Source organism: Frondihabitans cladoniiphilus (assembly GCF_039544345.1).
Classification (GTDB): Bacteria; Actinomycetota; Actinomycetes; order Actinomycetales; family Microbacteriaceae; genus Frondihabitans; species Frondihabitans cladoniiphilus.
The window spans coordinates 120952-132891 of the sequence record NZ_BAABLM010000005.1 but is presented as its reverse complement, the minus strand read 5'-3'; the positions used below and the strand labels follow the sequence as shown (position 1 = coordinate 132891).

At 69.3% G+C, this 11940-nt stretch carries 12 protein-coding genes; 9 read left to right on the top strand and 3 right to left on the bottom strand.

The features are described 5' to 3' along the window. Positions 1-100 precede the first annotated feature (100 nt). Positions 101-532, top strand: coding sequence for a hypothetical protein (locus tag ABEA39_RS12635; protein WP_345376258.1), 432 nt, complete (start codon positions 101-103; stop codon positions 530-532). 125 nt (positions 533-657) lie between these two features. Further along, a complete protein-coding gene (locus ABEA39_RS12630; RefSeq protein WP_345376257.1) occupies positions 658-1089 on the top strand; it encodes a hypothetical protein in 432 nt (143 codons plus the stop codon). Between the two features lie 30 nt (positions 1090-1119). Here the strand turns inward: ABEA39_RS12630 and purM are convergent, their stop codons facing one another. Continuing rightward, a complete protein-coding gene (purM, locus tag ABEA39_RS12625) occupies positions 1120-2232 on the bottom strand; it encodes a phosphoribosylformylglycinamidine cyclo-ligase (RefSeq protein WP_345376256.1) in 1113 nt (370 codons plus the stop codon). A 71-nt stretch (positions 2233-2303) separates the two neighbouring features. Between purM and purF the strand changes: the two genes are divergently transcribed. The 7 genes from purF (at position 2304) to ABEA39_RS12590 (ending at position 10950) form a co-directional block, all read left to right on the top strand. Continuing rightward, the gene (gene purF, locus ABEA39_RS12620) at positions 2304-3767 is read left to right on the top strand and encodes an amidophosphoribosyltransferase (RefSeq protein ID WP_345376588.1); all 1464 of its coding nucleotides are present in this window, start codon (positions 2304-2306) and stop codon (positions 3765-3767) included. A 191-nt stretch (positions 3768-3958) separates the two neighbouring features. Next, positions 3959-4279 carry a hypothetical protein gene (locus ABEA39_RS12615; protein ID WP_345376255.1) on the top strand — a complete coding sequence of 107 codons (321 nt, stop codon included), beginning with the start codon at positions 3959-3961 and terminating at the stop codon, positions 4277-4279. 84 nt (positions 4280-4363) lie between these two features. Next, entirely contained in the window at positions 4364-5233 is an 870-nt protein-coding gene (locus ABEA39_RS12610) for a hypothetical protein (RefSeq protein WP_345376253.1), read from the top strand. Positions 5234-5267: 34 nt separating this feature from the next. Further along, a complete protein-coding gene (locus ABEA39_RS12605) occupies positions 5268-6476 on the top strand; it encodes a peptidoglycan-binding domain-containing protein (protein WP_345376252.1) in 1209 nt (402 codons plus the stop codon). Beyond that, entirely contained in the window at positions 6473-8479 is a 2007-nt protein-coding gene (locus tag ABEA39_RS12600) for an ABC transporter ATP-binding protein/permease (protein ID WP_345376251.1), read from the top strand. Before ABEA39_RS12605 ends, ABEA39_RS12600 begins: the two co-directional genes overlap by 4 nt. Before the next feature lie 75 nt (positions 8480-8554). Continuing rightward, on the top strand, positions 8555-9397 hold the full coding sequence (locus ABEA39_RS12595) for an ABC transporter ATP-binding protein (protein WP_345376250.1): 843 nt from the start codon (positions 8555-8557) through the stop codon (positions 9395-9397). Next, complete coding sequence (locus tag ABEA39_RS12590) at positions 9379-10950, top strand: transporter (protein ID WP_345376249.1); 1572 nt, start codon at positions 9379-9381, stop codon at positions 10948-10950. Before ABEA39_RS12595 ends, ABEA39_RS12590 begins: the two co-directional genes overlap by 19 nt. An 87-nt stretch (positions 10951-11037) precedes the next feature. Here ABEA39_RS12590 and ABEA39_RS12585 read toward each other — a convergent pair whose 3' ends face one another. Both ABEA39_RS12585 and ABEA39_RS12580 read right to left on the bottom strand, forming a co-directional pair. Then, on the bottom strand, positions 11038-11514 hold the full coding sequence (locus ABEA39_RS12585) for a hypothetical protein (RefSeq protein ID WP_345376248.1): 477 nt from the start codon (positions 11512-11514) through the stop codon (positions 11038-11040). Positions 11515-11540: 26 nt separating this feature from the next. After that, the gene (locus ABEA39_RS12580; protein ID WP_345376247.1) at positions 11541-11909 is read right to left on the bottom strand and encodes a sterol carrier family protein; all 369 of its coding nucleotides are present in this window, start codon (positions 11907-11909) and stop codon (positions 11541-11543) included. Positions 11910-11940: the final 31 nt, after the last annotated feature.

Genomic DNA, 11940 nt, shown 5'->3' with positions numbered 1-11940 from the left:
AGTTCTCGTCACGGCGGGCTCGCTCAGCTCGGGATGCTCGTCCTCCGCCGGCCGAGCGACCCATCCTTCACCGTCCTCCAGTGCATCGCGAGAGGCGATCATGACCCCCGACGAAGCCCGAGCGTCCCTGATCGATCTCTATGTCGCGACCCGGGACTCGCTCGGCGGAACCTGGACCATCGGAAGCCAGACCTGGCTGGGCTGCCGCCTGTCCGACGGGACGGAAGGAGCCGCTTTCGCCCTGGGTGCACAACGGCGTGGCCAGGCTCTTGATGCCGATCCCAAAGAAATGGCACATCGCGTAAAAGTCCAGTGGTCAGCCCTGGGAATCAGCTCATCCCTCTTTTTCCACGACGAGATCGCGCAGTACGAGCTCTCTTTTCCGCGTTTCGGATTGGGACCGGCGCCGGACGGCTTCATCGTGCAACTCTCCATAAGCGACGGGTACGTGGGTTTCTCGGGCGAAAGCCGCTGCGTCCCCGGCGACTCCTACGAGCTCGACGTCGGCGAGATCGGACGGACCGACGAGTGAGCCCGGCGACGAGACCGAAGGCGGCGGCCGCGGTGCTGGCGGCCGCCCTCTTTTCGAGCCTGGCGGCCTGCGCGAGCCCCCCGGCACGCCCGCCCGCACCATCCCCGACGACGACGGAGACGACCATGACCCCCGACGAAGCCCGACTCTCCATCTCCGACCTCTACCGCGCCACCCGCGACGCGATCGGCGGCACCTGGGAGGTCGGAACGAGAACGTGGGTGTCCTGCAGGGCGTCCTCAGGCAAGGAGGGTGCTTCCTTTCATCTCGGAGCGCAGCGGTCAGCAGCCGACCTACCTGACGATCCGAGTGTCATAGCGCAGCGAGTCCGAACCCTGTGGTCCTCCACGGGCATACCAGCGGAGATCTACTTCGATGAGTCGATACCCCAATATCGACTTTCCTACCCTCGCCAAGGAGCCGGTCCGGGGCCTGACGGCTACATCCTGCGACTTGCCGTGGGCGAGAAATTTGCCGACTTCAGCGGCAGCAGTCGCTGCGTCCCCGGCGACTCCTACGAGCTCGACCTCGGCGAGGTGGGCCGGCACGACGAGTGAACCCCTGGATACGCAAGGGCCGAGCCCGGACTAGCTCGCGTACGCCCCCACGAGCCGCACGGCACCCCCGTCGACGCCCTTGGCCCCCTGCTCGAAACCGCTGAGGTCGCGGGTCGAGGTGCTGACCGTGCCGACCTGCCACGTGCGGATCCCGGCCGCCCCGAGCATCCCCGTCACCTGCGAAGCGACCGCCTGCGAGACGACGGCGATCATGCCGATGCCGAGGTTCCAGGTGCCCTCGCTCGACTCGAGCGTCGAGCCGGCGATGTCGCTGAGAACCCGGAAGACCGGAAGGGGCGACCAGGATGCACGGTCCACCTCGGTCCACGTGCCGACCGGCAGGACGCGTGCCAGGTTGGCGGCGATCCCCCCGCCGGTGACGTGGCTGAGCGCGTGGATGCCGCTCGCGACCGCGTCGTCGTCGAGGAGGTCGAGGAGGGGCTTGGTGTAGAGACGGGTCGGCTCGAGCAGCGCCTCGCCGACGGGACCGCCGAGGTCGGCCACCACGTCGGTGTAGCCGAGGTCGGCCGAGCGGAGGATGTGGCGCACGAGCGAGAAGCCGTTGGAGTGCACGCCGGACGACTCGAGCGCGAGCACGACGTCGCCGTCACGCACGAGGTGCGGCCCGAGTTGATTGTCGGCCTCGACGGCGCCCACCGCGGCACCCGCCACGTCGTAGTCGTCGGGGCCCAGGAGGCCGGGATGCTCGGCCGTCTCGCCGCCGACGAGCGCCGTGCCGGTGGCGGAGCAGCCGCGCGCGATGCCGGCCACGATGTCGGCGATGCGGGACGGGACGACCTTGCCGCAGGCGATGTAGTCGGTCATGAAGAGCGGACGCGCGCCCACCACGACGATGTCGTCGACGACCATGCCGACCAAGTCCTGGCCGATGGTGTCGTGCTTGTCGAGAGCCTGCGCGATCGCGACCTTGGTGCCGACGCCGTCGGTGCTGGTCGCGAGAAGGGGCCTGTCGAAGGCCTTGAGGAAGGAGACGTCGAAGAGCCCGGCGAACCCGCCGACCCCTCCCAGCACGTTCGCCGAGTGCGTCGCCGAGACGGCCGACTTCATGAGCTCGACGGCGAGGTCACCGGCTGCCGTGTCGACGCCCGCGGCGGCGTATGAGCTGGAGGAGGTGGAGGCCAATTCTTGTTCCAATCGCAGGCATGACAGACTGTCTGGGTAAGCCCAACTCTACGGTCTGGAGCCAGCTGCGCATGTGCGGCATCGTCGGTCTCGTCGCGCACGAGCCAGCAAACCAACTCGTCTACGACTCTCTCCTCCTCCTTCAACACCGGGGCCAGGATTCCACCGGGATCGCGACTGCCGAAGGCAGTGTGTTCCACTCCCACAAGACCCGCGGCCAGGTCCGCGAGGGCTTCCGCACCCGCGACATGCGGGCCCTCCTCGGCAACATGGGTCTCGGTCACGTGCGCTACGCCACCAAGGGCGCCGCGTCGAACGAGCAGGAGGCCCAGCCGTTCTACGTGAACGCGCCGTACGGCATCGTGCTGATCCACAACGGCAACCTCACCAACACGCGTGAACTGACGAGCGAGCTCTTCCACATCGACCGCCGTCACCTCAACACCAACAGCGACACCGAGCTGCTCGTCAACGTGCTGGCGCACGAGTTGCAGGAGCAGGTCAACGGTCACGACCTCGACCCCGAGCAGATCTTCGCCGCCGTCACCCGCGTCCACGACCGCGTCGAGGGCTCCTACGCCGCCATCGCCATGATCGCCGGGCACGGGCTGCTCGCCTTCCGCGACCCGTTCGGCATCCGCCCCCTCATCCTCGGCCGTCGCCTCGCCGCCGACGGCTCGAACCGCCCCGAGTGGATCGTCGCCTCCGAGTCGCTCGTCCTCGAGTCCGGCGGGTACGAGATCATCCGCGACGTCGCCCCCGGCGAGGCCGTCTTCATCACGCTCGACGGCGAGATGGTCTCGAAGCAGTGCCACGCGCATCCCCGTCTCGTGCCCTGCTCCTTCGAGTACGTCTACCTGGCCCGTCCCGACTCCGTCATGAACGGCATCTCGGTCTACGACGCCCGCCTGCGCCTCGGCGACCGCCTGGCCGACACCATCGCGAAGTACGCCCCCACCGGCGACATCGACGTGGTCATGCCGATCCCCGACTCGTCGCGGCCCGCCGCCTCGCAGGTCGCGCAGAAGCTCGGCATCGAATACCGCGAGGGCTTCTACAAGAACCGCTACATCGGCCGCACGTTCATCATGCCGGGGCAGGCCGAGCGCAAGCGTTCGGTGCGTCAGAAGCTGAACGCCATGGGGTCCGAGTTCAAGGGCAAGAACATCCTCATCGTCGACGACTCGATCGTGCGCGGCACCACCTCGCGCGAGATCGTCGAGATGGCTCGGGCCGCCGGCGCCAACAAGGTCACGTTCACCTCGGCCGCTCCCCCGGTGCGCTACCCCCACGTCTACGGCATCAACATGCCGACGCGGCAGGAGCTCATCGCGCACAACCGCAAGATCCCCGAGATCGCCGAGGTGCTGGGCGCCGACCACCTCATCTACCAAGAGGTCGAAGACATGCGCTCGGCCATCACCGAGGGCTCGAACGTCACCGACCTCGAGATGAGCTGCTTCACCGGCGACTACGTCACAGGCACCGTCAGCCCCGAGTACCTCGCGTGGGTCGAGGCGAACCAGCTCAGCTAGGAGCCGCCCCGCTTCTTGCCCGCCCCTCACCCTCTCGGTGTGGGGCGGGTTTTTCTGATGCCCCCACCCAGGGATGCGCGGGGGAGAGTTGCATCGCACACGACTGATTCCCTAGGGTGGTCGATGTCCGACATGTCAGTATTTCTATTCGACATTCTGACAACGTAGCCCCCGATGAGAGAGAGTCCTCAGTGAAGAAGATCATCCCGGTCGCAGCCGCGACGACCCTTGCAGCAGCAATCGCCGTCGGTACCGCCGCCCCGGCCAGCGCCGGCATCGTGCTGTACCAGTACAACGACTACTCGACGTCCCTCGGGGACTTCGGGCGCGGCACGACGTTCGTCGGCTCGCACGCCAACGACAAAGCGAGCTCGATCCGGGTGGGCGCGCCGGCGAACTACGCGATCCTCTACCAGCACCGCGATCGCGGTGGCGACTCGCGTCGTTTCGCCGCCGGGTCGCCGAACCTGGCGAGCTGGAATTTCGACAACATGACCAGCAGCATCGGCTGATCCGGCGTCGCAAGAGAAGACGGGCCGTCGTCGGCCACGACGACGGCCCGAATCCCCGGTACATCCTCGGCAGAAAGCCCTGAAGTGAACGCACGACAAGCACTGGGAATCTCGACACTCGCCCTCGCAGCGTTGGCGATTTCAGGATGCTCCGCGGGCGATCCCGAACCGGAGCCTTCGGGATTCGCCCTGCCGAAAGTCAGCATCACGAGCCAGGAAGACGTCGTCGCAAAGCTCGACTTCGCTCACGGAATCGCGAACACGCCCCTCGACCGCATCAGCCTCGACGAGCCGGCTTTCAGCATGAAGCAGTTCCATGCGGTCGCCGTGCGCACCGATGAATGCATGGTCGAACGAGGCCTCGAACCGGTGGCATCGAAGACGAATTGGAGTCCTTACCTCGATTTCGAGGATCGTCGGTGGGGCGGCTGGAGCGTGGACTACGCGAGCGAGTACGGGGTCGACGCGCCGCCGAACGCCGGGCCGCAGTTCTTCGACACCCTTCCTCTCGGCGTCGAGTACAACAAGGCGTTCGCGCAGTGCGACGAGAGCGCAAAAGACTCGCTCAAGACCGTCTTCGCGTTCACCGAAGGAGCGCCTCAGATCGACTATCGAATCAGGACGGGTTCCAGCAACCTCGCCGAGAACGCTCCAGCAGGAAGGAAAGCCCTTGCCAGCTGGCACGCCTGCGAAGAGAAGGCGGGCATCGTGCTCGACCCCCAGGACGGCTATCCGTCGGCGCAGTACAAGGCCCAGGGCAAAGAGGCGGAGATCCACGCGGCCGTTGTGCAAGCCCAGTGCGCCGTCGACACCGGCGCGGTCCAGACGCTCTACGACCTTCAGGCCAAGTACGAAGCCGCCTACCTCGACCAGCAGGCCACTGCGGTCCAGGCATTCGTGAAGAAGCGGAAAGCCGTCGAGAAACACCTGGACGCCGTCATTGCCGGCCGCTGACGCCTCCCTTCCACGCATCCGGAATCCCCGCCGGGTGGTCGCCTTCGTCGCCGTCATGGCGGTCGTCCTCTCGGGTGCCTTCACAGCCGGTCTGTTCGTGAAGGCGCCCACCGACGCGGCGCTCGAGGCCGCCGAATCCGTGATTCCCGTGATCGCCGAGGTCGAGGAACGCGTCGTGAGCGATGGCTTCGCGATCCCCGCACGTCTCACCGCGGGCGCGACGTTCGACGTCGTCGTCACCGAAGCCTCCGTGCAGGCGGGCTCCTCGACACCGGGCGCCCTCAGCGGCTCCCCGGCAGGCGACCCGGGCTCGGGCGCAGGCGACGCCGGCGGCGGCGGCGGCGGCGGGGCCGGAAGCTCAGCCCCGCCCGAACGTGTCGTCGTCACCGCCACCGCCGTCGCTCCGGGCGACACCATCCGGTCGGGGCGTCTGCTCGGCGAAGTCTCGGGCCGACCCGTCTTTGCTCTGCCCGCAGGCGTGCCGCTCTATCGCGACCTCCTGCCCGGTTCGCAGGGCAAGGACGTCTCCGCGCTGCAGAGGGCCCTCGTCGACCTCGGCTACTCCAGGGTGCGACCCTCGGGAACCCTGGACCCCCGCACGCTGGATGCCCTGCGGCGCCTTTTCGAGGGCGCCGGCTACAGGCTCCCGTTCATCGCCCCGGGAGTCCAAGGAGTCGCCCTGCGTGAATTCGCGAGCATCCCCACCTCCGATCCGTCCGCCTTGACCGTCGCCCCTGTCGGAACGGCCCTCAGTGCCGAGCAGTCGCTCCTCCGCCTCCAGATCTCCCCGGCGGTCTTCACGGCGACCATCACGACGGTGCAGAAATCCGCGCTCGGGGCGGGCACCCCAGTCGGGGTCGCCATCGACGGCGCATCGCCCCAGCCGGCAGAGGTGCTGACCGTCGGGGCGTTCACCACCGACCCGGAGACCGAGGCCTCCGGGTACCCGATCACCGTCTCCGTCCCCGCCGGGCGGCCGCTCGACGGGGCGACGATCCAGCTGGTGCCCCTCGATATCCCCGCACCCGTGCCGGCGGTTCCCGCCGTCGCCCTCCACCAAGGTGCCGACGGCAGCTTCGTGATCGTGATGGGCACGGCCGATCCGGCGAAGTCCGGCTCGCCGGGCCCCATCCCCTCGACGCGAAAAGTGGCTGTCGACGTCACCGTGCAGAAGAACGGGTGGGCAGCGATCGAGGCGAACCCCGACCTGCCGGTGGGGACGCGACTCGTGGTGAACCCGTGATCGACGAACCGTCGCCTCGACCACCCGGCGCCGGGCATCCTCTGCTCGAAATTCGCGACCTCGGGCGCGTCTACGGATCGGGTCCGACGGCCACCACCGCCCTCGCCTCCGTCAACCTCACCGTGATGCCCGGCGAGCTGGTGGCGATCGTCGGCCCCTCCGGTTCGGGCAAGTCCACTCTGCTCAACATCCTCGGCCTCCTGGACTCACCCACCGCCGGGCTCCATCGGTTCGCCGGCGTCGACGTGAGCGACCTGTCGGAGCGCGAACGCAACGCCTTGCGATCCGAGAAGGTCGGATTCGTCTTCCAGGACTCCCACGTCCTCCTCGACGACTCGGCCGCGGTCAACGTATCGCTCGGACTCAAGATCCAGGGCATCCCGCGACCCGAGCGGCGCACGCGCGTCGGGGCGGCTCTCGCCGACCTCGGAATGACCGGACGAGCGGACGAGAAGGCGCAGAACCTCTCGGGCGGCGAGCGGCAGCGCGTGGCCATCGCGCGCGCCATGGCCACCGATCCGTCGCTCCTCCTCGCCGACGAGCCGACCGGCGCGCTCGACACCGAGAACACGGCCCGCATCATCGACCATCTCCTGGCCGTGAACCGTGCCGGCACAACCGTGCTCGTCATCACCCACGACGAGACGGTGGCGGCGGCGGCCACTCGCGTGGTCCGGCTGATCAACGGGGTCCTCGACGACGGCGTCCGGGCACCCGGCTCTGCCGAGCACGACGCTCCCGAGAAGACCACCGACTCCTCGAATTCGCGGCTGCACGGGTGGCCTCGCCTCCTCCCGGGTCTTCGCCGCCGACTCACCGACGAAGCCCTCGACGCGATCTCGAGCCACAGCGGTCGCCCCGGCCGCACCGTCCTCCTTCTCACGGCGTTCCTGCTCGGTGCCGGCGGGCTGGTCTGCTCCCTCGGCGTCAGCCAGAGCGCGGCAGTCCAGGTCTCCGAACGCCTGACCCGAGCCGGCCTCGACGAGGTCGTGGTGCGTGCCGGCGATCAAGCAGCGGCTATCCGTACCGGGTTCTACGACCGAGCCGACTCGACGAGCCCGATCGCGTCGATCGAGCACCTGGATGGAGTGAGGGAAGTCGGCTTCGTCGCCGCGGTCCCGAGCAGCAACGCGCCTCTCACGCTCCTCGATCCGACGACGGTGCCCGCCCAACAGATATTCGCGGGTCCCGTCCGAGTCGCCGATGCGGAGTACCTCCGGGTGCAGGGGGCCACGGTCAGACCGAGCCATGGGGTCGGTCTCCTCGACAACACCTGGGGTGGTCGGGTCGCCGTGCTGGGCCGATCGGCAGCCCACGAGCTCGGCATCGCAGCGGCGAGGACCGGGGCAGCCGTCTGGATCGGGGGCGAACGCGTCGACGTGGTGGGAATCCTCGACGACACCGGACGGGATCCCCTTCTCGATCGGTCGGTCATCCTGTCGCCCACGGTCGCCAGCAGCCTGACCATCGACGACCCCCAGCTCGTCGTCCGAACCGAGCCCGGCTTCCCTGCACCCTTGGCCGCGGCCATCCCCCTCGCCGTCTCGATCGACCAGCCCGAATCGGTGAAGGTCGAGACCGTCGCCGACCTGCGCTCCCTTCACACCGGCGTGGTGAGCGACCTCGGTACCCTCATCGGCATCAGCTCCTGGATCCTCCTCGCCCTCGCGACCCTCAGCGCCGCCACCGCCATGTACCTCTCCGTCCAGGCTCGTGCCCGCGAAGTCGCTCTCCGGCGGGCAATCGGCGCGAGTCGCCTGTCGATCTGGCGCCTGTTCACCTGCGAGGGTCTGATGATCGGCGCTGCGGGCGGCCTGGCGGGAAGCACGCTCGGGCTCTGCGGGGTGTTGGCGGTCTGCGCCGTCCAGGCCTGGACCCCCGTGCTCGATCCAGGCGTCCTCGTCGGCGGTATCGTCGCCGGCTGTGCAACCGGCGTGCTCTCCGCCGCGTATCCCGCTCTCATCGCGGCCCGTCTCGATCCTGCGACGGCGTTCCGCCGGTGAGAGCGGGGGATGCACGACCCGCGTCACCCGGACGGGCGGGTGCGCCACCCCGACCGCTTGCATAGGCTGAGCGGCATGTTCGACGACGTGATTCCCGACCCGGCCCAGCGCCTGGTCGAGCCGTCGAGGCCGTCGGGCCGTGAGCTGCGGGCGCAGGCCGACAGCACTCCGGCTCTGCGCATCCGCGGGCTCTGGAAGCGGTTCGGCGACAAGGTCGCCGTCGCCGGAATCGACCTCGACGTGCCGGCCGGGTCGTTCTACGGACTCGTCGGCCCGAACGGCGCCGGCAAGACGACCACGCTGTCGATGGCGACCGGGCTGCTCCGTCCCGACGCCGGCAGCCTGAGCATCCTCGGAACCGACGTCTGGGCCGACCCGACGGAGGCCAAGCGCCTCGTCGGCGTCCTCAGCGACGGAATCGCCCTCTTCGACCGACTCAGCGGTGAGCAGCTCGTCACCTACCACGGCCTGCTCAACGGCATGGATCGCGCGACGGTCGCCGGCCGCACCCGCGACCTCCTCGAGCTGCTCGACATGACCGATGCGGGCGGCAAGCTGGTCGTCGACTACTCCGCCGGCATGACCAAGAAGATCGCCTTGGCCACGGCCCTGATCCACGCGCCGCGCCTCCTGGTGCTCGACGAGCCCTTCGAGTCCGTCGACCCCGTCTCGGCCGCGAACATCCGCGACATCCTGCACGGCTACGTCGAGTCGGGCGGCACCGTGATCGTGTCCAGCCACGCGATGGACCTTGTCCAGCGCATGTGCGAGCGCGTCGCCATCATTGCCGGCGGCCGCGTGCTCGCCGCCGGCACGGTCGACGAGGTGCGCTCGGGCTCCCCTCTCGAAGACCGGTTCGTCGAACTCGTCGGCGGCCGCCACCACTCGAGAGGGCCTGCGTGGTTGCGCACCTCCTGACGCTGCGCCTCCTCGTTCTCCGCAACACGGTCACCCGGAGCCCCTGGCAGTTGGTGGCCGTGATCGTCGGCGCCGTCTACGGGCTCGGCATCCTGCTCCTGGTGTTCGTGGGGCTCCTCGCCCTGAGCTTCGCCCCGGCGCGGCTCACGCACACCATCGTCGTGCTGGCCGGCTCGGCCACGATCCTCGGCTGGATCATCGTGCCGTTGCTGACCTCGGGCATCGACCAGACCCTGAGCGTCGCCAAGCTCAAGATCTTCCCGATCCCGCCGACCCGCCTCGTCGTGGCCCTGATGATCTGCGGACTGCTCGGCATCCCCGGGGCCGTCACCCTGCTCGCCGGGATCTTCACGGCCGCGTCCTGGTGGCAGCACCCGCTCGTCGCCGGGTCCGCCGTGGTGATGGCAGTCGTCGCCGCCCTGACCTGCGTCTCCGGCTCCCGCATGATCGAGTCGCTGAACACGGGCCTCAGCAAGCACCGCCGCTACCGCGAGATCTCGGGCATCATCCTGCTCGTTCCGCTCCTGCTGCTCGGTCCGCTCATCACGGCGTTCAGCCGTGGGCTCGCGAACGCCGCGGCCACCCTGCCGGTGCTGGCGGACGCACTGGGGTGGAGCCCGCTGGGAGCGAGCTGGTCCGTGCCCGCGACCGTGCAGTCCGGGCATCCCGCGCTCGCTCTCGCCAAAGCCGGCATCGCCCTCGCCACGCTGGCCGTCGTCGTGCTCGTCTGGAGGCGGAGCCTCGGAACGGCTCTCGTCACGACGACGCAGCCGGTGACGAAGACGGTCGCGCGGGGGGCCATCGGCCTGTTCGCGCGGTTCCCGGCCACTCCGGCCGGGGCGGTAGCAGCGCGCTGCCTCACCTACTGGGCGCGCGACCCGCGCTACAGCCGGCAGCTGATCCTGATCCCGATCTTCCCGATCCTGCTCTACGTCAACTCGCGCACCACCCACCTCGACGGGCTCGTCTCCGCCTCCGGGCCCATCGTCGCGGTGCTCGTCTCGCTGTCGATCTTCACCGACCTCTCCTACGACTCGACGGCGTTCGCCGCTCACCTCTCGGCGCGCGTCACCGGCTTGGCCGACCGAGCGGGGCGGGTCGCCGCGGTGTCGTCGTTCGCGGTCCCGATCGTCGTCGGCATCACGATCGGGTCGGTGGCCGTCAGCGGATCGTGGTCGAGCCTGCCCGTACTGCTCGGGCTCTCGCTCGGAATCCTCCTCTCCGGCCTCGGGCTCTCGAGCGTCTCCTCGTCGCGCATCGTGCTGCCGGTCCCCTCGCCCGGCGACAGCCCGTTCGCGGCCAAGACCGGCGCCGGTTTCACGACGGCGCTCACGACCTTCGCGACCTGGGGGATCCTCGTGGTGCTGGCCCTGCCCGAACTGCTGCTGGCCATCGCGAGCGGAGCCACCGGCAGCTCTCTGCTCGGCTGGATCACGCTGGTGGTCGGGCTGGGGCTCGGTGCGGTGCTGCTCGCGACGGGGATCCGCCTCGGCGGCCGGAGGCTCGACCGCGACGGGCCGGAGCTGCTGACGCGGTTGCGGGTGCAGCGGTAGCGAGTGCAGTCGTAGCGAGTGCAGCGGTAATCGGTGCAGCGGTAGCGCGTCCCGCGAGCTCTCGCCCCCCGAACTCGCCGAAGGCGGCTACTCCTCGAGCTCGCCCTCGACCACGCCGTCGTCGGGCTCGCCGGGCACCTCGACGGTCGTGCGCTCGGAGTCGATGCTGCGAGCGCGCCGGCTCGCGACCGCGTCGAGGATGACAGCCACGATCGCCCCGAGGAGCGCACCGAAGGTGATGCCGTACAGGACGAAGTAGCCGAACGCCTGGAGGAAGCTCTCGCCCGAGTCGCCCGGCTCGAGCTGCAGCGCCACGAACGTGGCGATGATTCCGACGATGATGCCGCCGAAGATGAAGACCGAGTACTTGGGGGCGCGGCGCACCTGGACCTGGTTGCGCGAGGCGGTGACGACGGGCTCGGCGGGCGGAGCGTCGGCCGGATCGATGTCCGGTACGTGGCGCTGCGATGCCGCGGGAGCCTCGTACGGCAGGTGGGCGGCGGGTTCGACGGAGGGGTCCGGCCGCTGCTCGGGCTGCTGGGGTCCTTCGGGTGCCGTGCTCACCGGTCCATTCTGCCAGGGTCGACGGCTCACCCCCGCCACGCGATGGGCAGGTACGCCGTGAGGTCCGCCCGGCTGCCCGACGCCGAGACGAGGGCGCGCTCGCGGGCGTCCCCCCACGAGAGCCGCCCCTCCGCCAGGTCGACGAAGGTCAAGGCGTCGGTCTCGACGACGTTGGGCGGGGTGCCCCGGGTGTGGCTGAGCCCCTCCATGAACTGGACGGCCCCGAAAGGTGGGATGCGCACCTCCACGGTGGCGCCGGGCTCGCGGTCTCCGAGCAGCTGCAGCAGGTACCGCACCGCAGTGGCCTTCTCGGTGCGAGCCGCATCCGCCCCGCTCTCCAGCACCGACCGGACAGCTGCGATCCCCGCGGACGTCTCGATCCTCACCTTGGCCATGCCCCCACGGTACTCATCGCTAGGATTCCCC

Bases quoted from the DNA above. Each gene is read 5' to 3' on its own strand.
- ABEA39_RS12630 (WP_345376257.1), top strand. From the start codon at position 658: ATGACCCCCGACGAAGCCCGACTCTCCATCTCCGACCTCTACCGCGCC.
- ABEA39_RS12635 (WP_345376258.1), top strand. From the start codon at position 101: ATGACCCCCGACGAAGCCCGAGCGTCCCTGATCGATCTCTATGTCGCG.
- purF (WP_345376588.1), top strand. From the start codon at position 2,304: ATGTGCGGCATCGTCGGTCTCGTCGCGCACGAGCCAGCAAACCAACTC.
- ABEA39_RS12595 (WP_345376250.1), top strand. From the start codon at position 8,555: ATGTTCGACGACGTGATTCCCGACCCGGCCCAGCGCCTGGTCGAGCCG.
- ABEA39_RS12580 (WP_345376247.1), bottom strand. From the start codon at position 11,909: ATGGCCAAGGTGAGGATCGAGACGTCCGCGGGGATCGCAGCTGTCCGG.